The sequence below is a fragment of the Haemophilus sp. HMSC066A11 genome (genome assembly GCF_001811665.1).
GTDB classification, from domain to species: domain Bacteria; phylum Pseudomonadota; class Gammaproteobacteria; order Enterobacterales; family Pasteurellaceae; genus Haemophilus; species Haemophilus influenzae.
In genome coordinates this window covers 1-21,972 of sequence record NZ_KV805873.1, presented here as the reverse complement: position 1 = coordinate 21,972, position 21,972 = coordinate 1, and the positions used below count along the sequence as shown (strand labels likewise).

Here is a 21,972-nt window from a genome sequence, read left to right as displayed (position 1 = left end):
CCTTATTTTTTGATAAACAAACGCTCGAATTCACAAAAAGTGCGGTTATATTTATGAAAGTTTTTAAAGACAGTGTCATTTACCTTGTTGGGGAATTATCGTCAAAGTTAGTTCCTTTTTTACTTTTGCCTTATTTATCGCGTAAATTAGGCGTAGAGGGTTATGGCTCACTTTCTTATTATCAAACTTTTTTAAGTTTATTTTTAATTGTGGTTTCTTTAACCCAAGAAGGTGCAATTTCCCGTTATTTTTATTTTTACGGAAAACGTTCATTAAATTTAGTAGTAAATACTGGCTATGCTTATACCACGATAATTGGCAGCATTATTTTAATGGGTTGTTGGATTGCTCAGTCTGAAATATTATTTTATGCCGCACTTTCCTCAATTTTTCAGTCTTTCTTAAATGTTCAGTTAAGTGTGAGACAATGCCAGAAAAAGGCTTGGTCTTATGCTTTTATTCAATTTTCACTCACTGTTACTGGTGCGGTATTTACCATCGCATTGCTCGAGTATTATCAAAATGATCTTATTGAAAAAAGAATTTTGGCAATTTTATTGAGTAATTTAGTCGTCTGGTTTTTTTCTTATTTTCTTTACAGAAAGAGCGCGACATCTAAAAAATATCAATTTAAACATTATCAATCCGCATTATTTTATATTTTAGGATTTGGATTACCGCTTGTTTTACATTATGCAAGTTTTTTCTTAAAAGGGCAGTTAGACCGTATTTTTATTTATCACAAATTCAGTGAAACAGATTTAGGGCTTTATGCCATGGGGGCTCAACTTGCTTTAATCTTTTCTATTGCAATTCAAGCACTTAATAAAGCGATTATCCCCTATTTTTATGAAGCCTTGAAACAAAAAAAATTAGTAATTCAACAATTACATAAATGGGCGTTATTTTCTTTTTTGCTGATACCTATTCCTGCCTTAATAATGTGGATTATTCCTGAAAATGTACTAGTTTGGATTTTAGGTAGTCAATTTGTGGGAACGAAATATTATTTTATTTTATTTTTAATTTCGACCACATTAAGTATTCCTTATTTGATTTTAGTTAATTATCTTTTCTATTATGGAAAAAATAAACTTATTTCCCAATGTTCGGTTTTATCTACAATCATTTATGTAGCGAGCCTTGTGGTTTTAACTTTTACAGAAATTAAATATATCCCTTATGCTGGAATTATTGGTTCGCTTTCCATTATTCCTATTCTTTATTTTATGACATCTAAAGTGAGTAAAACTCTATGAATCTCATTCTTTGTTGCACACCATTGCAAGTATTAATTGCGAGAAAAATAATTGAATTACATCCTAACGAGCAATTTTTTGGCGTCATGTTTGGTGGTGTATGGGATAAAAAAAGAACCTTGTATGCGAGTAAATTAGCGGAAGTTTGTAGTGATTCGGTGAACATTGATACGGGAAAAGATCTAAAAGGTTTCGATTCTCTCAAGTTAATGCGCCAGCTTAAGAATAAAATTACGCACAAAGGTTTTGATAAGGTTTTTCTTGCCAATCTTAATTCATTATGGCTACAAACTTATCTTAGTCATATTTCATTTAAAGAGCTTTATACCTTTGATGATGGCTCGGATAATATTTTCCCACACCCCAATTTATTGAGAGAGCCTGATACATTTAAATATAAACTGATTAAAGCCTTTATTGGCGATAAATATAGTGTAAATAAGCTATTTAATAAAATAAAAAAACATTATACGGTTTATCCTAATTACAAAAATATTGTTTCTAATATTGAAGCAATTTCCTTATGGGATAATAAAGTAAATAGTGATATAGATGGCGAGGTCTCATTTTTTATCGGACAACCATTATTAAATACAAAAGAGGAAAACATCTCATTAATAAAAAAATTAAAAGATCAGATTCCTTTCGATTATTATTTCCCCCATCCTGCAGAAGATTATCGAGTGGATGGGATAAATTATGTTGAATCTGAATTAATTTTTGAAGATTACGTGTTTAAATATTTATCAAATAAAAAAGTAATTATTTATACGTTCTTCAGTTCTGTTGCATTTAATTTATTAAGTCATCCTAATGTAGAAATTCATTTTATTAGAACGAGTATTCCAAGATGGCAATTCTGTTACGATTCATTTCCAGACCTTGGATTAACGATTTATAAGGAAATTTAAAATGAAAAAAATTGGTTTCTTTATAATGAATATCGAAAGTGCGGGGGGAACAGAGCGCGTTTCTATTAATGTTGCTAATGCTCTTGCTAAACAGGGATATGATGTTTCTTTTATTAGCATTGGCGGTAACAAGCCTTTTTTCCAAGTCGATGAAAAAATTAATATTTACGCAATGAATAAATTGCCCTATTCATTGAAAAAAGATTATTTTTCTATCACAAAAAAATTAAGAAAATTGGTTAAAGAATTGCAGCTGGATACCTTAATTGTGGTTGATGGTGCGATTATGCTTTTTTCTGCTTTGGCGTTAGTTAATTTAAATATAAAGCATATTTTATGGGAGCATTATTCTTTTAATTTTACGGGCAATCGTCTCGTTCGTACGCTCGGTAAATATTTAGCTGTGACAACTTGCGATAAAATAGTTACATTGACAGAAGCAGAAAAAACGCAGTGGCAAGAAAAATTTAAAAGAAATAATATAATTAGTATTGCTAATCCAAATACGCTTATTCCAAAGAATAAATTAGAAAAATTGGAAAATAAAACTATTTTATCTGTAGGGCATTTATTTTCTTATAAAGGTTTTGATTATTTATTAAAAGTTTGGCAAGTTTTGGCAAAACAATATCCAGATTGGAATTTAAAAATAGTGGGTTCTGGCGAGGAAGAAGAAAATTTAAAAAATCTTGCTAAGGAATTGGATATTAAAGATTCAGTTAATTTTATTCCTCGTACTAATGATGTTTCTTTTTATTATGAAAATAGTTCAATTTATTGTTTACCTTCACAAACAGAAGGTTTGCCTTTAGTCGTTATTGAAGCGATGGCATTTGGTTTGCCTATTGTTGCCTTTAATTGTTCTCCTGGCGTAAAGCAATTAGTTGAAAATAAAAAAAATGGTTTTCTTTGTGAACAAAATAATATTGAAGAAATGGTTAATGGTTTAGATTTATTAATGAATAATCCTGAACTTTATCAACAAATGTCAGACAAATCTCGTTTAATGAGTGAAGATTATGGCATTGAGAAAATTATTGAAGAATGGAAAGGGATTTTATAAGGAATAATTTTATGTTAAAAAAATATTTGATCTCTTTAGATAAAGATATTCAACGTCGGGAATTATTCTTTTCTCAAAAAAATACTGAGGATTTCCAAATTTTTTCTGCCATTAATACTATGCAAAAAGATTGGGATGAATTAGCTGCTATTTTTAATATTGAACAATTTAAAGCACATTATTTTCGTAATGTCACTAAGGGCGAGATCGGTTGTACCTTAAGCCACCTTTCTGTGTACCAAAAAATTATTGAAGACAATGACATCGCTGAAAATAGTTATACGTTAGTCTGTGAAGACGATGCTTTATTCCACTCAGATTTTCAGCAAAATTTAACCGCACTTTTATCAGAAAAACTTGAGGCTGAAATTATATTGCTTGGACAGTCAAAAATTAATAATTTCAATGATACTGATTTAGAAATTAATTATCCGACAACTTTTTCTTTTCTATGCAAAAAAACAGGCAATGTAAATTACGCTTTCCCTTATAAAAGTTATTTTGCTGGCACAGTGGGCTATCTTATAAAAAAATCAGCGGCAAGAAGATTTATCCAGCAAATTTCCCAAAATAAACCATTTTGGTTAGCGGATGATTTTTTACTCTTTGAACAGAATTTTAATATAAGAAATAAAGTGGTTCGCCCTCTTATGGTCATTGAAAATCCTGTATTGATAAGCAATTTAGAAAGTGTTCGTGGATCTTTATCCAATAATTTACTTAAAAAATTAATGAAATATCCATTGAAAAAAATCTTTGCGATTAAGAAAAATTTGGCTAATTAAAGGAAGGAATTATGTTAAGCATTATTGTGCCTTCTTATAATCGAAAAGCAGAAGTGCCAGCTTTATTAGAAAGTTTAACTCAACAAACATCGAGTAATTTTGAAGTGATTATTGTGGATGATTGTTCGAAAGACCCCGTTGAAGTGACACAATCTTATCCATTTGTGGTAAAGGTCATCCGTAACGAAACCAATCAAGGTGCAGCAGAAAGTCGCAATATTGGTGCGCGTGCATCAAAGGGAGATTGGTTGCTTTTTCTCGATGATGATGATCGTTTTATGCCAGAAAAATCTGAAAAAATACTACAAGTGATTGAGCAAAATCCAGACATTAATTTTATTTATCATCCAGCTAAATGTGAAATGGTCAATGAAGGGTTTAGTTATGTGACTCAACCGATTGAACCCCAAGAAATCTCGACAGAACGTATTTTGTTAGCCAATAAGATTGGTGGCATGCCAATGATTGCAATTAAAAAAGAGATGTTTTTAAAAATAGGTGGATTATCCACCGCACTTCGTTCTTTGGAAGACTATGATTTCTTGTTAAAACTGTTACAAGAGCCAAGTTTTACCCCTTATAAAATTAATGAACCACTAACTTATTGTACTTTCCATACTAAACGCTCAAGTGTGTCTACGGATACCACTAATACGCAAAAAGCCATTGATTATATTCGCGAGCATTATGTGAAAACGGTAGAGCAAGCTCGTAATTTTGATATTAACGCAAGCTATATTTTGGCTTATCCCCATATTATGAATTTATCGCGTAAAGCGACAAAATATTATTTTGATATTTTTAAGAAAACAAAAAGCATTAAGCAATTCATTATTACTTTGGTTATTTTAATTTCGCCAAAATTAGCCATTAATTTAAAACGGTTGGGAAAATAAAATGAAATTTTCAGTCCTAATGTCCTTATATATTAAGGAAAATCCTCAATTCTTGCGGGAGTGTTTTGAAAGTCTTGTGGCACAAACTCGTCAAGCAGATGAAATTGTCTTGGTTTTTGATGGCACAGTAACGCCAGAATTAGAATCCGTTGTGACGGAGTTTGAAACAAAACTGCCATTAAAATTAGTTAAATTGCCGCAAAATAGGGGATTAGGCAAAGCCTTAAACGAAGGTTTATTGCATTGTGATTATGACTGGGTTTTCCGTATGGATACCGATGATATTTGCGTGCCTGAGCGTTTTGAAAAGCAAGTGGCGTTTATTGAACAGCATCCTGAAACCATCATTTTTGGCGGACAAATTGCTGAATTTGGTGAAAATATCAATGATATTGTGGCATATCGTAATGTGCCAACGTCGGCTCAAGAAATTATCAAATTCACGCAAAAACGTTGTCCGTTTAATCATATGACGGTGGCATATCAAAAAAGTGCGGTCATTAATTGTGGTGGATATGAAGATCTTCAAGAAGATTATTATTTGTGGATCAAACTTGTCGCACAAGGTTTATATATGGCGAATTTGCCAGATATTTTAGTTTATGCACGCGTGGGAAATGGTATGGTGAGTCGCCGCCGTGGTGTCAATCAAGCTAAAGCAGAATGGCGTTTGTTCAAATTAAAATATCGTTTGGGAATTCAGGGTTTGTTATCTGGATTATTTACTTTTGCATTGCGTTTTGGTTCTCGTTTATTGCCAACCTCGTTATTAAAAAACCTTTATCAAACTTTTTTACGTAAATAGGAAATCTGATGAAATTAAATATTTTATTTAAAATTTTGTTTGATTTGAGGTTATTTTAGTTCAGAAAACAATAAGTATTGAATTTACGTATTATATATCTGAATTACCCCAGCGTTGCTAAAATAATTTGCTCTTGATCAATGTGAATCCAAACCTGTTGCCCGATTTGCCATTGATTTGGCTGGTGGACTGTGGCACAAAATTCAATGTCGCTTTCAGCAAATTGAAGGATGGCTTCCTCTTCATTTAGTGATTTGATATTTACGGGGAACTGATTCGGTTGATTTGCTAATGGTTGTTCACTAATTTTCACCCAAGGTGCTTTGAACATCAGCATCACTTCTTTTTCTGTAATCAGTTTCAAACGAGCCGAGCTTTTTGTGGTAATAGAAACTTGCAACGGCGTTGGTAATCCTTGCACATTCACATCCACAACGCAACGAGAGTCAATGATTCGTTGTTGTGCCACTCGCCCAAAAAATTGATTGCGTGCGCTACTTTGTAAAGAAAAACGTGCGGTTGCCGTGAGTAAACTATCTAACGGCACGGATTCATCTTGTAGAATATGAAAAGCGTGTTCTTGCGTACGTTCTAATAAATCATAAAGCTGGAGCAAACGCTCGGCATAAGTGGTAAGCACCGTGCCTCCGCCATTTTTTCCACCTGTATTTCGTTCCAGCAATGGGCGAGGGCTGATTTTATTCATGGCTTCTAAATGATCCCACGCACTTTTATAGCTCACTTTGGCATTTTTCGCAGCTTGATTAATCGAACCGCATTGTTGAATTTCTTTGAGTAAACGCACTCGTTTTGGATCGATAAAAAGTGCTTGTTGAAGTTTAATGGTGAGTAAAATTTCGGTGTTTTTCATTTTGCTGTCCCTAAGTAATCCTAAGTGATAAGCCTAAGCGTTATATATTTTACTAAATAATTTTTCTTTTGCTATATGATTGTTATTTATTTCAATATATAATCAAGTAAATAACGTTTAATCATAGGAGATGATTCATGAAAAAATTAACTAAAATTTCAACCGCACTTTTAATCGCGGGATTAGGCTTTTCTTTTGCGGCATCTGCTAAAGTGACTGTATTTGCAGCTGCTTCAATGACAGATGCTTTACAACAAGTTGCAAAAGATTACGCAAAACAAAATCCGAAAAATGAAGTAGTGTTTTCTTTCGCTTCTTCTTCAACTTTAGCAAAACAAGTTGAAGAAGGCGCGCCAGCGGATATTTTTGTATCTGCAAGCAATAAATGGATGAAATATCTTTCTGAAAAAGATTTAACCGTAAAAGAAACAGAAAAAGTTTTAGTGGGCAATGATTTAGTCTTAATCGCACCAGCAAAAAGTGCGGTAAATTCTGTGGATATTGCAAAAGGTGAATGGATCAATGCATTAAAAGATAGCTATTTATCTGTTGGCGATCCTGCACACGTACCTGCTGGTCAATACGCAGCAGAAGCATTAACCAAATTAAATTTATGGGATAAAGTGCAAGATCGTTTAGCGCGTGCTAAAGATGTGCGTGGCGCATTAGCTTTAGTTGAACGTGCAGAAGCACCTTACGGTATTGTGTACAGCACTGATGCAAAAGTTAGCCAACAAGTTAAAACGGTTGCAGTGTTCCCTGCAGATAGCCATAAACCAGTTGTTTATCCCGTTTCTATTGTAAAAGGTCATGATAATGCGGATTCTCGCGATTTCTTGAAATATTTAGAATCAGATGCTGCGAAGAAAGTGCTTGTAGGGTATGGTTTCTCTGCAAAATAAGATAGAATCTTAATAGTCATGAAGGGCGGATATTTCTGCCCTTTTGTTATTATAGAGCATCTTACCTCTCATCAATGTGGGATATTCCCATAAACAAGGGATTTAAAGAGAGGCTATTTAGATAAGGATTCATTTTGCTTACCCAATTTTTTTCATTTTTCAATCTGACGCCAATGGAAATCTCAGCAATTAATTTAAGCCTGAGTGTTGCAGTCAGTTCTATGCTTTGGAGTTTGCCGTTAGCCATTTTTGTGGCGTGGCTCTTAGCGCGCAAAAACTTCTATGGCAAATCTCTGATTACTGGCGTAATTCATTTGCCTTTAGTGTTGCCACCAGTGGTTATCGGTTATCTATTACTTGTAGCAATGGGGCGCAATGGTTTCATTGGCAAGTATTTATATCAGTGGTTTGGCTTATCTTTTGGTTTTAGTTGGAAAGGTGCGGTGCTTTCCTCTGCCGTGGTGGCCTTTCCATTGGTTGTTCGCGCGATTCGACTTTCTTTAGAAAATATTGATATTAAATTGGAGCAAGCGGCGCAAACACTCGGTGCTTCCGCTTGGCGTGTATTTTTTACAATAACCTTGCCGCTTTCTTTACCTGGGGTTTTAGCTGGACTCGTGCTTGGTTTTGCACGATCATTAGGGGAATTTGGCGCGACCATTACCTTTGTATCGAACATTGCAGGCGAAACTCAAACGATTCCCCTTGCGATGTATTCTTTTATTCAAACACCCGCAGCAGAAGAACAAACTGCTCGCTTATGTTTATTTGCTATCATTCTTTCATTGATTTCTTTGTTACTGTCTGAATGGTTGAGCAAGCGAATGCAGAAAAAATTAGGACAAGGAAATGTTGCAAATTAATGTGAAAAAACAGCTCGGGAAACTTGCCTTGCAAGCGAATATACAAGTGCCAGATCAAGGCGTAACCGCCATTTTCGGTTTGTCTGGCTCAGGCAAAACATCGCTGATTAATCTAGTCAGTGGATTGATACAACCAGATGAAGGATTCATCCGTTTAAATGACCGCACTTTAGTGGATATGGAAAGCCAAGAATCATTGCCGACCCACTTGCGTAAAATTGGCTATGTATTCCAAGATGCGCGTTTATTTCCTCACTACACTGTGAAAGGTAATTTGCGCTATGGCATGAAACATGTCTCGCAAGATGATTTTAACTATATTGTCGATCTTCTCGGTATTACTCATTTATTAAAGCGTTATCCGCTTACGCTTTCTGGCGGAGAGAAACAACGTGTGGCAATAGGGCGTGCGCTGCTGACTGATCCTGATATTTTACTGATGGACGAACCACTTTCTGCCCTTGATGTTCCCCGCAAACGCGAGCTAATGCAATATTTGGAACGTCTTTCTAAAGAAATTAATATCCCGATTTTATATGTTACACATAGCTTGGACGAACTGTTGCGTTTAGCTGATCGGGTCGTATTGATGGAAAACGGCATTGTGCAAGCCTATGACAGCGTAGAAAAAATTTGGAATAGCCCTATTTTTGCCCCTTGGAAAGGGGAAAACGAACAGAGCAGTGTACTTGCCTTGCCTGTTCATTTGCATAATCCACCTTATAAAATGACCGCACTTTCGCTAGGCGAACAAGCACTTTGGATTCATCAAGTACCCGCGAATGTAGGCGAGCGAGTGCTAGTTTGTATTTATAGTTCAGATGTTTCTATCATACTGCAAAAGCCAGAACAAACAAGCATTCGTAATATTTTACGTGGCAAGATTACACAAATTGAGATACAAGATTCTCGAGTGGATCTTGCCGTATTAGTGGAAGGGAATAAGATTTGGGCAAGTATCAGTAAATGGGCGCAAAATGAACTACGTTTTGCTGTTGGGCAAGATGTCTATGTTCAAATTAAAGCGGTGTCGGTGATGTAGTCGCCTTACCGCATTTTTAATTTTTAGAACAGGTTGCTGATAAAGATAACTAAGATGATCAAGGGTACAACAAATTTCACGTAGTTAAACCAAATTTTGATGAAAGTTGAATATTTTGTTGAAGAAAGTTCTTTTTTGGCTTCATCTTTTAACACGAAACCAACGAAAATAGCACAGCCAAGAGCGGTCAGCATAAAGAGAATATTTCCACTGGCGTAATCGTAGAAATCAAAAATGCTTTTGCCGAAAATGGTTACGTTTTTCCATAGATTATCGCCTAAAATTGCAGGGATATTGCCTAATAGAAAAATGCCACTAAGGGTTAAGACAATGGCTTTGCCACGGCGCATTCTGAGCTTTTCTTGTAATGCTGTAATGATTACTTCATAAATTGTGATGGAAGTAGTCAGCGCAGCAATTAATAATAAGCCGAAGAAGATAATCGCAAAGAATTTACCTGCCCATAAGTGAGAAAATACGATAGGTAAACTTTGGAATACTAAAGTTGGCCCTGCGTTTGGTTCAATCCCAAAAGTGAAAAGTGAGGGGAAAATCATAAAGCCAGCAAGTACAGCAATAATTGTATTGGTGAAACCTGTAATAACTGCAGTATGGATTAAGTTTTCTTCTTTATTTAAGTAACTGGAAAGGGTAATTAATACACCAAAACCAAGGCTTAATGCGAAGAAGACTTGCCCTAAAACGAAGATAAATAATTGTGGGGTAATTTTGCTGAAATCAGGTTTTAAATAGAATGTAATGCCTTCCATTGCGCCCGGTAATGTTACGTTGCGAATTACCATTCCAATTAAGAAGATAAATAGTAATGGCATTAAATATTTTACTGAACGTTCAATTCCACCAATGATACCTTTTGCCAAGATAATGTAATTCACGATAACAAATAAGAGGGTGTAGAATATAATTTCATAAGGGCTATTGCCGATATGAAGATCGTAGAAATTTTTGGCAATGTCTTTTGTGATGGGGGTTGAAATGTCTAATGTACCGCTGATTAGGCTAATGATATAAGAAATAACCCAACCACCAAGCACCATATAATACGCCATAATGCCAAATGCGCCGAGTAAGCCCATATAACCTAATATTTTCCAATATTTAGAAATGCCTTTTCCTTTGTCGAGAATTTTATCGCCGAACGCATCAATGGAATTTACACGTAAACGGCGACCTATCACGTTTTCAACTAAAATCATTGGGATACCGATTACAATCATTGCGATACAGAAAAGTAGAACGTAAGCACCGCCACCATTTTCACCCACAAGATAAGGGAAACGCCAAGTTGCACCGAAACCGACCGTTGCGCCTGCGACCGTCATTACATAAGTGAGGCGGCTCGACCAAGTTTGTCGCTGTTTATTGTTTGTTGTCATTTTTTATCCTATTTTTAATAAAAAGTGCGGTAAATAATTAGGCTGTTTTACCGCAAAATTAAAATTCAACTTTTTCTTTATATTCACAAAGATCTTCGATAATGCAAGATCCGCAACGTGGTTTACGTGCGATACAAGTGTATCGACCGTGTAAAATTAACCAATGATGAACATCCACTTTAAATTCATCAGGCACGACTTTAAGCAGCTTTTCTTCCACTTTTACCACATCTTTACCCGCTGCAAAATTAGTGCGATTGCATACACGGAAAATATGGGTATCTACCGCAATAGTTGGATGACCAAATGCCGTATTTAGCACAACATTGGCTGTTTTTCTACCCACACCAGCTAATGCTTCTAAGGCTTCGCGATTTTCGGGCACTTCACCGTTGTGCTTTTCAATTAAATCACGGCAAGTTTTGATAATATTTTCTGCTTTGCTATTAAAAAGACCGATAGTTTTAATATAGCTTTTTAAACCATCTAATCCTAAATCTAAAATCGCTTGAGGCGTGTTTGCCACGGGGAATAGTTTTTCTGTTGCTTTATTCACGCCTTTATCGGTTGCTTGTGCCGATAGAATGACCGCAATTAATAATTCAAAGGGCGAATTATACTGTAATTCTGTGGTCGGGTGGGGGGTTTGCTCTCGTAATCTTGTGAGTATTTCGATTCTTTTTGTTTTGTTCATATTTTTGTAGAAATTAGCCTATTTAATTTATTGGAATTATCTGTTTAGAAGACTGTAAGCCCCCTTCCGTCGCTTCGTGACACCTTCCCCCGCAAGCAGGGGAAGGAAAGATTTGGTTGCTTTATTTTTTTACATTATCAATTCGATTTTTTATGGCGAGGAGCAAGCCTAAGCCTATAAATGCGCCTGGTGGCAGAATGAAAAGTAAAAAGCTACTGTCTGTATGGTAAATATGGTGCGTTAAAAATTTTGCTTGTTCGCCGAATAGATTTTCTATGCCCTCAAAAATAGTGCCTTGTCCAATAATTTCACGTAATGCGCCGAGTATGGTTAGACTAAGTGCCATTCCTAATCCCATTGAAAACCCATCCCAGATGGAATGGAGTAAGCTGTTTTTTGAGGCGAATGCTTCTGCGCGACCGATAATAATACAGTTGGTCACAATTAATGGAATAAAAATCCCCAGTGATTGATAAAGCGTATAAGTGTAAGCATTCATTAAAAGTTGAACCGCTGTTACTGTGGTTGCAATGATCATCACGTAGATTGGAATACGGATTTCCTTAGGAATATATTGACGGAAAAGGGAAATGACCGTATTTGTGCAAGTGAGTACAAGCATTGTTGCTAAACTCAAACCAAGCGCGTTGGTGGCGGTGCTAGACACCGCTAAAAGTGGACAAAGCCCGAGAAGTTGAACAACCGCAGGGTTATTTTTCCAAATTCCTTGAGCAAAAATTTCTTTCCAGATGGATTTTTGTTGATTTTCAACCGCACTTTCTATTTTTTCTTCTTCAAGTGCGGTATTTTTTTCAGTTAAATCTGTCATATTATTTCACTTGTGTTGAAAGCTGTTGTAACAAGGCTTGATTATTTAGCATGATTAATGCTGAGCGTTTAGTTTGATTAACCACTGCGCGAGGTGTAATGGTTGCACCAGAAAATTGATCAAATTTTCCGCCATCTTTTTTTACCGACCATTCGCTTAAATTATGTTCATTAATTGATTGATTTGTGAAACCTAAAATCCAGTTAGAAATTCGGCGTTCAATTTTATCGCCTAAGCCTGGTGTTTCGTGATGTTCGATTACTCGTACGCCTAACACTTCGCCTTTCGGATCTAATCCCACAAGCAAGCGAATATCACCAGAGTAACCATCTGGTGCGGTGGTTTCATAGGCATAGGCAGAAATATTTCCATCTTTTTTCGCAAAATAAATTTTTTGGATACCCACAAAATTTTTATCTTGAGGAATAACCGCACTTTCTAGCAAATTATTGTTGAAATAATCTTGTGGGATAACTTGTAGAAGTAATTCTCGCTGTTGTGCTGCGATTACCGCATCAATTTTATCTTTGGTTAGGAAATAAATTCCTGCAGAAATTATTGTGCAAAGTAGGGCAATAAAGCCTAACAATATGCCATAACGCGATGTGATTTTTACTGTACCCATTATTTTCTTCCTTTTGTTGGATAACTAGATACGCGCGGACGTGTGTAATGATCGATAAGTGGGACGCAAATATTACTTAATAAAATGGCGAATGCCACGCCGTCTGGATAATTTCCGTGATAACGAATGAGATAAACAAATAACCCCACTAATGCGCCAAAAATAATTTTTCCGCGTGGTGTAATGGAGGCTGTGACAGGATCTGTTGCAATAAAAAATGCACCAAACATCATTGCGCCACTAACGAGTTGGCTAATCGCACTTAAATGCGTGAAACCAGTAAAAGCGGTCGCAGTGGCTAAACAGAAAAAGGTGACAAGCATCGCCACTGGAATTTGCCAGTGAATAATGCGTTTTAAAATAAGGAAAATTCCGCCCGCTAAGAAAGCCACGTTGATTTGCCACCAGCCTTGAGCAAAATCGGTTCCATTACCCATAAAAATCGGCAGTTTAATTAATTCATAAAAATCACTTAATTGATTGTGACTTTTATAGAAAATTTTTGCGCTATCCAAAGGCGTTGCTTGGGTGATTCCATCAATGTTATGTGTAAGTTGTGAAAGGGTAAATCCATCCGTGGTTAAGCCTGAAAATATTAATGAAAATGCATCTGAAAAAGTCGGTGGTTCCTGTAATAAATTAATTGGTGGCATCCAAGTTGTCATTTGTAACGGAAATGAAATTAGAAGAATTACATAGCCAATCATCGCGGGATTGAATGGGTTTTGCCCTAAACCCCCATAAACCTGTTTACCTAATAAAACTGCACAGAGTGTTCCAATGATGATGACCCAATAAGGTGCATAAGGTGGAATAGCCATTGCCAAAATTAACGCAGTCAGGGCTACGCTGAAATCTGAAAGATAATTGAGCGGTTTTTTACCTCGTAATTTTATTGCAATAAATTCCGCAATGATTGCCGTACCAATGGCTAATGCGGATTGAAGCAGCACGCCAAATCCAAAATAATAAATTTGCGTGAAAAAAGCGGGCATCATTGCCAAAATGACCCAAAGCATAATACGCGCAGTGAGTTTTCCTGAATGAGTATGTGGGGAGCTAACCATTTTAAACATTATTTTATTCCTGATTATTTTCTAATGTTGTTTGTGTTTTTGCCAGTTTCTTCGCTTTTGCCCGAGCAATGGCGGCGGCTACGGCTGCTTTTTTAGGGTCAAGTGCGGTTGAATTTTCTTGTGTTTTTTCTACCGCACTTTTTGTTTTTTCTACTTCATTTTCTGCGGTTTGAGAGTTTGAAATAGCTTCGCTGGTGCTATTTGCTTGTGCAAGTTTTTTTGCTTTTGCACGAGCAATCGCTGCAGCAACAACCGCTTTTTTCGCATCGGTTGGTTGAGTTTGTTGTTCTTGGTTTTCGACTTGAGATGCTGCTTGTTGACGAGCTAAACGGCGTGCCTTACGTTGTGCCATTAAATCTGTGTTATCAGGTAAAACTTCTCCTTTTTCTGAGGTTAGTGTTTTAATCTGCGTTGATTCTGTTTCATTGGCTTTTTTCGCTTTCAAGCGTTCGAGTGCCGCCTTGACTGGATCTTCCCCTTTAGTTTGTGCTAATTCTTCACGGCGAGCCTGTGCTGCACGTTGTGAACGTGCTTTACGCTCTTGTTCTTCACGTTCCATCCGTGCTTGTTTTGCTTCAAAGCGAATTTTGGCTTCATCTGATTTTTTCTGTTTTTCTTTTATTTGCCAGATTTTAGCTTTTTCTTGGCGGAAATATTGAATTAGAGGAATATGGCTTGGGCATACGTAGGCGCAAATTCCACATTCAATACAATCTTTGAGAGCGTATTCTTCCGATTTTTTGTGATCTTCACTGCGCGCAAACCAATAAAGTTGTTGTGGCATTAAATTTACTGGGCAGGCATCAGAACAGCTAGAACAACGAATACAAGCCTGTTCTGCTTCAGGTTCGGCATATTCAAGATAATCTGGCGCAAGTAAACAATTGACAAGTTTTGTCACAGGCGCATTTAGGTTTGGAAGCTCTAGCCCCATCATTGGCCCACCTGCAAATATAGGAAAATGCTTGTCAAATTGATAGCCCGCATCGCTCAATATTTGGGAAATGGGTGTGCCAAGACGCACCCAATAATTGCCTTTTTCAGCGATTTTATTTCCAGTAAGGGTGACAACACGCTCAATTAAAGGCTCGTCATTTATAACTGCTCTTTTTATTGCGAACATTGTTCCCACATTTTGCATTAATACGCCAATGCTGGATGAACGCTCACCGCTTGGCACTTCTATCCCTGTGAGCAAATAAATCAGTTGTTTGGTAGCACCTGAAGGATATTTTGTTGGAATAACCCGAACGCTAATATCATTTGCTCCCTGTAGTGCATTGCGGATTGCCGATATGGCTTCTGGTTTGTTATCTTCAATGGCAATGACAACTTTTTCAGGGTGCAATATATAACGTAAAATACGAATGCCTTTTATGATTTCATCAGCGCGTTCACGCATAAGACGATCATCACAAGTGATATAAGGCTCACATTCTGCACCATTGATAATTAAGAGTTTGACTTTTTGCTCTGCTGACTGAATTTTGGCAGCAGTTGGGAATACTGCACCGCCTAAACCTGCTATACCTGCTTGATAGATTTTGTGAATAAGTTGTTCTGGCGATAGCGTTGAAAAATCATCAATAGGATTACGTTCGATCCATTGATCTAAACCATCCGACTGTAAATGAATTGTGGGTTCATCAAGACCTGAAGGATGCGTGGCAACATAAGGTTTAATCGATTTAATTGTGCCAGAAGTGGGCGCGTGAACTGGCAACATACGCAAGCCATCGCCTTTTGTTAAGGCTTGTCCTTTTAAGACGTAATCGCCCTCTTTTATTAAAAGATTGCCTGTTGTTCCTAGGTGCTGTTTGAGTGGAATGTAAAAATCCGTGCCGAGAGGCAGATGGCGTAATGGCTGTGAATTAGATTGAGATTTCATTTCTGGTGGATGAATTCCACCTTTGAAATCCCATAATTTACCGGAATTGAAACGAGATAATACGTCCGCCATTTATTCCCCCACAACCAATTTTTTTTCAGAGCCATCGACATTCATTACTGGAATAACGAGTTTTGCATCAAATTTCCAATCCCAATTATCAATATTTTTTTTCACGGGAATCATTAAAATACAATCTGTCGGGCAGGGCGCAACACAAAGCTCGCAACCTGTACAAAGATCGGGAATGATCGTGTGCATTGCTTTATTTGTACCAATAATGGCATCAACGGGACAGGCTTGGATACATTTTGTGCAGCCAATACACATATTTTCATCAATAAAAGCAACTTTCTCGATAGGTTCTTCTATGCCCTCCATTGTTGGTACATCAACCCCTAAAATTTCGGCAATTTTTACGATAGTTGTTTGACCACCTGGAATACATTTTGTGATTTCATCGCCATTGCAAATGGCTTCAGCATAAGGCTTACAACCAGGATAACCACATTGCCCACATTGGCTTTGCGGTAAAATAGCATCAATTTTCTCTACGACAGGATCAGCTTCCACTTTGAGCTTGATTGATGCAAAGCCCAAAATCGCACCGAAAATTAAAGCGAGTAGCGTAATTACGATGAATAAAAAGGTCATTATTTCTTTCTTTTTCCTGAAAAATACTGAGAGAACCCAATAAATAAAATTAACAGAGTTATTATCATTAAAAGGTAAATCATTTTATTATTTTACAAGTCCTGTAAATCCCATAAAAGCGAGGGACATTAAGCCTGCGGTAATTAAAGCAATGGCTGAACCGCGAAAAGTGGCAGGTATATCAGCGGCGACTAAACGTTCACGAAGCGCGGCAAAAAGTACCAATACTAAGGAAAAGCCGAGAGATGCACCAAAACCATAAACGACAGACTCTGTTAAATTATGAGCGAGATTTACATTTAATAATGCGACACCAAGTACTGCGCAGTTTGTAGTTATCAAAGGCAAGAAAATGCCGAGTAAACGATATAATGTTGGACTTGTTTTGTTTATTGCCATTTCGGTAAATTGCACCACTACAGCAATAACTAAAATAAACACTAATGTACGTAAAAAAGTGGCATTTAAGGGAATTAGAATATAGTGATCGACCAAATATGCACAAAGGGAAGCAACAGTTAAAACAAACATTGTTGCTAATCCCATTCCCACAGCCGTTTCAATTTTTTTGGATACACCCATAAAAGGGCAAAGACCTAAGAATTTTACCAATACAAAATTGTTAATTAATGCGGTGCCGATAATCAATAAAATATAGTGCGTCATTATTTTTTGCCTTTTGAATAGGGGCGTTATTATCCCTATTTATGGAAGCAAGAACAATAGAAAATTTTGCTAAGGGGAAATGGTAAGTTGCGATTTTGTTATTAAAATAAAAAACGCAGCTAATCATTTAAACGATTAGCTGCGTAATATTTGGATTAACAATACTCAACTTGATTTATGAATTAAATATAATAAAACCCCTAAAGATCGGCGAGTATCTTAATGACAAAGATTTGTCTTGTAAACATAGAAATAAAAACTTCTTTTTTTGTGGATAAATGTTTAGTACATAAAGTCTCTAGACTGTTTTGTACTATAACGATGAATGATATTAATTGCACTTTCTTCAGCTTGTCGTCCGAATTTTTTTATTAGGGATTTTTTTAAACGGTATTTAACATTAAGCACCTGTTTTTCTTTCATTTTTTCCAAAATTAAATCATCACTCGTTGAGATTTCATCTACAAGTTGTAATGCAATGGCTTGTTGTCCAAACCAATGTTCGCCTGTTGCGATTTTATCAATATCTAGGCAAGGGCGATTTTGTGAGACAAACTGTTTGAATAATTTATGTGTTTCTTCCAATTCTTGTTGAAATTTTTGTTTGCCTTTTTCCGTATTTTCGCCCAATACGGTCACTGTACGTTTAAATTCGCCCGCAGTCATTACGTCTACATCGACATCGTGTTTTTTCAATAGTCGATGAACATTTGGAATTTGAGCGACAACGCCAATAGAACCAATAACAGCAAAAGGTGCGGATACAATTTTATCGGCAACGCAAGCCATCATATAACCGCCACTTGCAGCCACTTTATCAACGGCAACAGTTAATTTTATGCCTTTTTGTTTTAAGCGAGACAATTGAGAGGCTGCAAATCCATAATTATGCACAATGCCACCAGGGCTTTCTAAACGTAGTAATACTTCGTCTTCTGGTTTTGCTACATTTAAAATTGCTGAAATTTCTTCACGAAGTGCGGTTGTTTCTGAGGCTGAAATATCGCCGCAAAAATCTAATACATATACGCAAGCTTTCTTTTCATCTTCTAAAGTATCGCCTTTTTTCAATTTTTCTTTGCGTTTTTTAGCATTTTGTTTTTCCGCTTTTTTTTCAGCTTTAGTGCGTTGTTTTTGTTCTTCTTCAGAAAGATTAAAATCACGTAATAAACGAACTTGTTCATTAAATTCTTCTGATAAATCTTTAATTTCTAATTCTCCCACTTTAGACTTGTTATGTTGGCGATAAGAAATAATCAAACCAACAATAGCAAGAATGAGTAATAAAATTGTTAAAATTTCCAGAATAAAAATTCCATAGCCTGTTAAAATATCGTTCAACATTGTTACTCCCGTTGATATTTAATGGATTAAATTTTCACGACACTGGTTTAGTGTGTAGATCGCCAACATAATAAAACATTGTGATTGTTTGTGCTATTTATAACAAAAAATTTTAAATTAATTCTTACTTTTTATTTTCATTTTGGCTAATTTGGCATAGCATAAGCGAGTATTTCATTTATACCAAAGGAGCAATTATGAAATTACGCGCTGTTGTATTAGGTCTTGCCACATTATGCACAAGTACGGCAACCTTTGCTGGAATGGTTTCTACGTCATCTAACCTTGAGTTTTTAGCGATTGATGGTCAAAAAGCCTCTAAATCTCTCGGAAAAGCTAAGACATTTACTGTAGATGATACCCAAAGCCATCAGGTTGTTGTGCGTTTAAATGAAATTGTTGGTTCAGGATCGAATCAATCTCTTTTTGAATCTAATCCTGTGATTGTGACATTTCAAGGTAATGCTGAAGATTTAGTTATTTCCGCACCAGCTATTCGTAATCTTGATAGTGGCGATAAATTCAATCAAATGCCAAATATTACTGTGAAAACAAAATCAGGTAATGCTATTTCAGCGAAAGTGGATGTGTTAAAACAAGAAGGTTTATTCCCAAGTGGTAATGTGCTAAATGATCTTGCTGAATATAATGCGTCTGGTGCAGCAGCATCAGTTTCTAAATTTACTGCAACAACTTCTGCTAATTCAATGGTTGCTGCGCCAGCAGGTAATGCAAAAGCGAATAAAGGAAAAGTGGTTGTTCAGGGCGAAAACGTTGCAGAGCAACAGCTTCAATATTGGTTCCAACAAGCGGATAAAGAAACTCAAACACGTTTCTTAAACTGGGCAAAATCCCATAAATAATGACCGCACTTTATATAATAAAAAGTGAGCCTTGTTGCTCACTTTTCTATTTTGATAAGGATTTGAAATGAATATTCGGTTAAATACTAAAGTAATTTCTACAATTCCTGTTTTTATTGCCGTAAATATTGCGGCAGTGGGAATATGGTTTTTTGATATTTCTTCGCAATCAATGCCTTTGATTCTAGGGATCATTGCAGGTGGTTTGGTGGATTTGGATAACCGTTTAACTGGACGATTGAAAAACGTATTTTTTACCCTTATTGCCTTTTCTATTTCTTCCTTTATTGTGCAGTTACATATTGGCAAGCCTATCCAATATATTGTGTTAATGACGGTGCTGACATTTATTTTCACTATGATTGGTGCCGTGGGGCAGCGTTATAGCACCATTGCTTTCGGTTCATTAGTGGTTGCGCTTTACACCACATTAACTTATATCCCAGAGGTAAATGTATGGTTTATTAACCCTGTAATGATTTTATGCGGTACCTTGCTGTATAGCGTGGTAACTCTGATTGTTTACCTGTTTTTCCCAAATCGCCCCGTGCAAGAAAGTGTCGCTAAAGCGTTTTGTGCGTTGGGCGAATATTTAGATACCAAATCCTGTTTTTTTGATCCTGACGAAGTGGCTGAGATTGAAAAAAAACATCTTAATTTCGCGATGAAAAATGCGAATGTTGTCACGGCATTTAATATTGTGCGTACCGCACTTTTTTATCGTATTAGAGGGCAACATCGCCATCCTCGTACCCAGAGAATGTTACGTTACTATTTTGCCGCACAAGACATTCATGAGCGCACCAATTCTACGCATTTTGATTATCAACAAATAACGGAAAAACTAAAAAATACAGATTTGATTTTCCGTATTCAACGTTTGTTAGAACTACAAGCACAATCCTGTAAAGAAATCACGGCGAGTTTACGTGAAAATAAACCTTATCATTTTAATGAACGTGTGGAACGTGCGCTTTTAGGCACCTTGCATTCCTTTGAACTATATCGAGCACAACATCTTAATGATCAAGATGAACTGATTGATATCCAAACCTTGTTAGATAATTTACAAAGCATCAACTGGCAACTTCGCCAATTAGCACAAGACACGACGGATACAGAACAATTAGCTCAAATTCATACGGAACAAATCACTGGGTTAAAAAATATAAGTGCGGTGATTTTTAGCCATTTTACTTTTGAGTCACCGTTGTTCCGACATGCGGTACGCTTATCTATTGTGGTATTTCTGTGCTGTGCAATTGTTGAGTTTTTCCAATTTAATCTTGGTTATTGGATTTTATTGACCACTGTATTTGTGTGCCAGCCAAACTATTCTGCAACTAAAGTACGTTTACGTCAGCGTATTATTGGCACGATATTAGGCGTAGTGGTAGGGTCTCTATTACCTTATTTAAATCCAACCTTAGAATTAAAACAGGGTCTTGTGGTGCTCACAAGTACTTTGTTCTTTTTCTTCCGTAGTAATAATTATAGTTTCTCGACCTTTTTCATCACACTACAAGTATTGCTCAGTTTTGATGTCATGGGATTTGATACGGCAGCTGCGTTGATGCCTCGTTTACTCGATACTTTGCTTGGTGCCGCGATTTCATGGTTTGCCGTATCTTACTTATGGCCAGATTGGAAATATTTGCAACTTGATAAAGTGAGTCATCAAGCATTGCGGAGTGATGCGGTGTATTTATTGCATATTATTAGTCAATTGCAATTTGGTAAAAGTGACGATCTTAAATATCGCATAGCACGTCGCAATGCGCATCAATATGCAGCCGCACTGAGTACAACACTTTCCAATATGAATAATGAACCAGTGAAATATAAGGCATATTTACAGAAAGGTTTTGATTTACTCAAACTTAATTATTCTCTATTAAGCTATATTTCAGCACTGGGAGCTTATCGCGACAGAATGAAAAATTTGCAACAGACCGCACAATTTTTATCTGGTTTTTATCCTGTGGCAAAGAAAATTATCTATACCTTAGAACACATTGAAGAAATACCCGAAGCTATTTTTAACCAACAGCAAGAAAGTATCGAAACACATTTAAAAGAATTAGAAAAACAAGAGATGACTGCCGAAGAACGCGCCGTCTTTAGTTTGCCGTATCAACAATTGAATTTGATTACCCAACTATTGCCACAATTTTATGGGTATTTTAAGAAAGAGATAAATTGTCAGCGCGCGGGAGCGTTATAAATATAAAAGTGCGGTTGATTTTTGAGAGGTTTTTAAAACGCTTTGAAAATTAACCGCACTTTTACTTTAAGAAACCGTTATTTTTTACTCAAGTGCTTCCGCTTCCATTCATTTGTTTTCTTAAGCAGTATTTTGCCCAATGGACGAGGGTCGCCTGTAAAAAGCTTTTGTAAGCCGTTGTTTTCTATGATGTAACGACGGAGTTCAAGGCGTTCTTGATGGTTTTCTGCTAGACGCAAAGCACATTCAATATATGTTTCTCGTGTGTCGGCTATCAGCCATTCTGGTAGTCCTAAGCGTTTAAACAGACCTTCA

General features: G+C 36.3%; 21 protein-coding genes and 1 pseudogene. 11 read left to right on the top strand and 11 right to left on the bottom strand.

The features are described from left to right. Positions 1-53: 53 nt before the first annotated feature. The 6 genes from lsgA to lsgF are packed head-to-tail and all read left to right on the top strand — an operon-like array spanning position 54 to position 5,719. Positions 54-1,259 (top strand): lipooligosaccharide flippase LsgA, encoded by a 1,206-nt coding sequence (gene lsgA / locus HMPREF2813_RS06635; protein WP_014550661.1) that lies wholly within the window; start codon positions 54-56, stop codon positions 1,257-1,259. After that, positions 1,256-2,170, top strand: a complete 915-nt coding sequence (gene lsgB, locus HMPREF2813_RS06630; RefSeq protein ID WP_014550662.1) for a lipooligosaccharide biosynthesis sialyltransferase LsgB — start codon at positions 1,256-1,258, stop codon at positions 2,168-2,170. The genes lsgA and lsgB overlap by 4 nt, the downstream gene beginning before the upstream one ends. 1 nt (position 2,171) lies before the next feature. Further along, positions 2,172-3,233 carry a lipooligosaccharide biosynthesis family 4 glycosyltransferase LsgC gene (gene lsgC, locus HMPREF2813_RS06625; protein ID WP_014550663.1) on the top strand — a complete coding sequence of 354 codons (1,062 nt, stop codon included), beginning with the start codon at positions 2,172-2,174 and terminating at the stop codon, positions 3,231-3,233. A gap of 11 nt (positions 3,234-3,244) precedes the next feature. After that, positions 3,245-4,018, top strand: coding sequence for a lipooligosaccharide biosynthesis galactosyltransferase LsgD (gene lsgD, locus HMPREF2813_RS06620; RefSeq protein WP_014550664.1), 774 nt, complete (start codon positions 3,245-3,247; stop codon positions 4,016-4,018). 11 nt (positions 4,019-4,029) lie between these two features. Further along, on the top strand, positions 4,030-4,914 hold the full coding sequence (lsgE, locus tag HMPREF2813_RS06615) for a lipooligosaccharide biosynthesis N-acetyl-glucosamine transferase LsgE (protein ID WP_005688019.1): 885 nt from the start codon (positions 4,030-4,032) through the stop codon (positions 4,912-4,914). Between the two features lies 1 nt (position 4,915). Next, a complete protein-coding gene (gene lsgF / locus HMPREF2813_RS06610) occupies positions 4,916-5,719 on the top strand; it encodes a lipooligosaccharide biosynthesis galactosyltransferase LsgF (RefSeq protein WP_005688017.1) in 804 nt (267 codons plus the stop codon). A gap of 103 nt (positions 5,720-5,822) precedes the next feature. Here the strand turns inward: lsgF and HMPREF2813_RS06605 are convergent, their stop codons facing one another. Next, positions 5,823-6,590 carry a TOBE domain-containing protein gene (locus HMPREF2813_RS06605; protein WP_005664858.1) on the bottom strand — a complete coding sequence of 256 codons (768 nt, stop codon included), beginning with the start codon at positions 6,588-6,590 and terminating at the stop codon, positions 5,823-5,825. 137 nt (positions 6,591-6,727) lie between these two features. Here HMPREF2813_RS06605 and modA point away from each other — a divergent pair, with 137 nt between their 5' ends. From modA to modC, 3 genes are all read left to right on the top strand, one after another. Further along, entirely contained in the window at positions 6,728-7,492 is a 765-nt protein-coding gene (modA, locus tag HMPREF2813_RS06600; protein WP_005654371.1) for a molybdate ABC transporter substrate-binding protein, read from the top strand. 134 nt (positions 7,493-7,626) lie between these two features. After that, positions 7,627-8,355, top strand: coding sequence for a molybdate ABC transporter permease subunit (modB, locus tag HMPREF2813_RS06595; RefSeq protein WP_005658215.1), 729 nt, complete (start codon positions 7,627-7,629; stop codon positions 8,353-8,355). Next, complete coding sequence (modC, locus tag HMPREF2813_RS06590) at positions 8,342-9,397, top strand: molybdenum ABC transporter ATP-binding protein ModC (protein WP_005689729.1); 1,056 nt, start codon at positions 8,342-8,344, stop codon at positions 9,395-9,397. The genes modB and modC overlap by 14 nt, the downstream gene beginning before the upstream one ends. A 23-nt stretch (positions 9,398-9,420) precedes the next feature. Here the strand turns inward: modC and HMPREF2813_RS06585 are convergent, their stop codons facing one another. The 9 genes from HMPREF2813_RS06585 to sohB form a co-directional block, all read right to left on the bottom strand. Further along, on the bottom strand, positions 9,421-10,794 hold the full coding sequence (locus HMPREF2813_RS06585; RefSeq protein ID WP_005654380.1) for a sodium-dependent transporter: 1,374 nt from the start codon (positions 10,792-10,794) through the stop codon (positions 9,421-9,423). Positions 10,795-10,852: 58 nt separating this feature from the next. Further along, complete coding sequence (gene nth / locus HMPREF2813_RS06580) at positions 10,853-11,488, bottom strand: endonuclease III (RefSeq protein ID WP_011272750.1); 636 nt, start codon at positions 11,486-11,488, stop codon at positions 10,853-10,855. 121 nt (positions 11,489-11,609) lie between these two features. Next, positions 11,610-12,317, bottom strand: coding sequence for an electron transport complex subunit E (locus tag HMPREF2813_RS06575; protein WP_005689725.1), 708 nt, complete (start codon positions 12,315-12,317; stop codon positions 11,610-11,612). A 1-nt stretch (position 12,318) separates the two neighbouring features. Beyond that, positions 12,319-12,942: an electron transport complex subunit RsxG gene (rsxG, locus tag HMPREF2813_RS06570; protein WP_014550666.1), complete on the bottom strand. Its 624-nt coding sequence runs from the start codon at positions 12,940-12,942 to the stop codon at positions 12,319-12,321. Next, entirely contained in the window at positions 12,942-14,018 is a 1,077-nt protein-coding gene (gene rsxD, locus HMPREF2813_RS06565) for an electron transport complex subunit RsxD (RefSeq protein ID WP_048946782.1), read from the bottom strand. Before rsxD ends, rsxG begins: the two co-directional genes overlap by 1 nt. 4 nt (positions 14,019-14,022) lie before the next feature. Continuing rightward, the gene (gene rsxC / locus HMPREF2813_RS06560; protein WP_005688001.1) at positions 14,023-15,978 is read right to left on the bottom strand and encodes an electron transport complex subunit RsxC; all 1,956 of its coding nucleotides are present in this window, start codon (positions 15,976-15,978) and stop codon (positions 14,023-14,025) included. Continuing rightward, the gene (rsxB, locus tag HMPREF2813_RS06555; RefSeq protein WP_005650033.1) at positions 15,979-16,560 is read right to left on the bottom strand and encodes an electron transport complex subunit RsxB; all 582 of its coding nucleotides are present in this window, start codon (positions 16,558-16,560) and stop codon (positions 15,979-15,981) included. It lies immediately after the preceding gene. An 87-nt stretch (positions 16,561-16,647) separates the two neighbouring features. After that, complete coding sequence (rsxA, locus tag HMPREF2813_RS06550; RefSeq protein ID WP_005654147.1) at positions 16,648-17,226, bottom strand: electron transport complex subunit RsxA; 579 nt, start codon at positions 17,224-17,226, stop codon at positions 16,648-16,650. A gap of 282 nt (positions 17,227-17,508) precedes the next feature. Next, entirely contained in the window at positions 17,509-18,570 is a 1,062-nt protein-coding gene (gene sohB, locus HMPREF2813_RS06545) for a protease SohB (protein ID WP_005689720.1), read from the bottom strand. A 197-nt stretch (positions 18,571-18,767) separates the two neighbouring features. Here sohB and HMPREF2813_RS06540 point away from each other — a divergent pair, with 197 nt between their 5' ends. Then, positions 18,768-19,433 carry a curli polymerization inhibitor CsgI-related protein gene (locus tag HMPREF2813_RS06540; protein WP_014550667.1) on the top strand — a complete coding sequence of 222 codons (666 nt, stop codon included), beginning with the start codon at positions 18,768-18,770 and terminating at the stop codon, positions 19,431-19,433. Between the two features lie 67 nt (positions 19,434-19,500). Continuing rightward, positions 19,501-21,657, top strand: a complete 2,157-nt coding sequence (gene yccS, locus HMPREF2813_RS06535) for a YccS family putative transporter (RefSeq protein WP_048946781.1) — start codon at positions 19,501-19,503, stop codon at positions 21,655-21,657. A gap of 77 nt (positions 21,658-21,734) precedes the next feature. On the opposite strand, the pseudogene HMPREF2813_RS06530 reads toward yccS, so the two are convergent. Next, a pseudogene (locus HMPREF2813_RS06530) lies at positions 21,735-21,972 on the bottom strand (adhesin); the annotation flags it as partial.

What these genes read in the sequence shown, in the direction of transcription:
- lsgA (WP_014550661.1), top strand. Translation starts at nt 54, where the DNA reads ATGAAAGTTTTTAAAGACAGTGTCATTTACCTTGTTGGGGAATTATCG.
- lsgB (WP_014550662.1), top strand. Translation starts at nt 1,256, where the DNA reads ATGAATCTCATTCTTTGTTGCACACCATTGCAAGTATTAATTGCGAGA.
- lsgC (WP_014550663.1), top strand. Translation starts at nt 2,172, where the DNA reads ATGAAAAAAATTGGTTTCTTTATAATGAATATCGAAAGTGCGGGGGGA.
- lsgD (WP_014550664.1), top strand. Translation starts at nt 3,245, where the DNA reads ATGTTAAAAAAATATTTGATCTCTTTAGATAAAGATATTCAACGTCGG.
- lsgE (WP_005688019.1), top strand. Translation starts at nt 4,030, where the DNA reads ATGTTAAGCATTATTGTGCCTTCTTATAATCGAAAAGCAGAAGTGCCA.
- lsgF (WP_005688017.1), top strand. Translation starts at nt 4,916, where the DNA reads ATGAAATTTTCAGTCCTAATGTCCTTATATATTAAGGAAAATCCTCAA.
- HMPREF2813_RS06605 (WP_005664858.1), bottom strand. Translation starts at nt 6,590, where the DNA reads ATGAAAAACACCGAAATTTTACTCACCATTAAACTTCAACAAGCACTT.
- modA (WP_005654371.1), top strand. Translation starts at nt 6,728, where the DNA reads ATGAAAAAATTAACTAAAATTTCAACCGCACTTTTAATCGCGGGATTA.
- modC (WP_005689729.1), top strand. Translation starts at nt 8,342, where the DNA reads ATGTTGCAAATTAATGTGAAAAAACAGCTCGGGAAACTTGCCTTGCAA.
- HMPREF2813_RS06585 (WP_005654380.1), bottom strand. Translation starts at nt 10,794, where the DNA reads ATGACAACAAACAATAAACAGCGACAAACTTGGTCGAGCCGCCTCACT.
- nth (WP_011272750.1), bottom strand. Translation starts at nt 11,488, where the DNA reads ATGAACAAAACAAAAAGAATCGAAATACTCACAAGATTACGAGAGCAA.
- HMPREF2813_RS06575 (WP_005689725.1), bottom strand. Translation starts at nt 12,317, where the DNA reads ATGACAGATTTAACTGAAAAAAATACCGCACTTGAAGAAGAAAAAATA.
- rsxG (WP_014550666.1), bottom strand. Translation starts at nt 12,942, where the DNA reads ATGGGTACAGTAAAAATCACATCGCGTTATGGCATATTGTTAGGCTTT.
- rsxD (WP_048946782.1), bottom strand. Translation starts at nt 14,018, where the DNA reads ATGTTTAAAATGGTTAGCTCCCCACATACTCATTCAGGAAAACTCACT.
- rsxC (WP_005688001.1), bottom strand. Translation starts at nt 15,978, where the DNA reads ATGGCGGACGTATTATCTCGTTTCAATTCCGGTAAATTATGGGATTTC.
- rsxB (WP_005650033.1), bottom strand. Translation starts at nt 16,560, where the DNA reads ATGACCTTTTTATTCATCGTAATTACGCTACTCGCTTTAATTTTCGGT.
- rsxA (WP_005654147.1), bottom strand. Translation starts at nt 17,226, where the DNA reads ATGACGCACTATATTTTATTGATTATCGGCACCGCATTAATTAACAAT.
- sohB (WP_005689720.1), bottom strand. Translation starts at nt 18,570, where the DNA reads ATGTTGAACGATATTTTAACAGGCTATGGAATTTTTATTCTGGAAATT.
- HMPREF2813_RS06540 (WP_014550667.1), top strand. Translation starts at nt 18,768, where the DNA reads ATGAAATTACGCGCTGTTGTATTAGGTCTTGCCACATTATGCACAAGT.
- yccS (WP_048946781.1), top strand. Translation starts at nt 19,501, where the DNA reads ATGAATATTCGGTTAAATACTAAAGTAATTTCTACAATTCCTGTTTTT.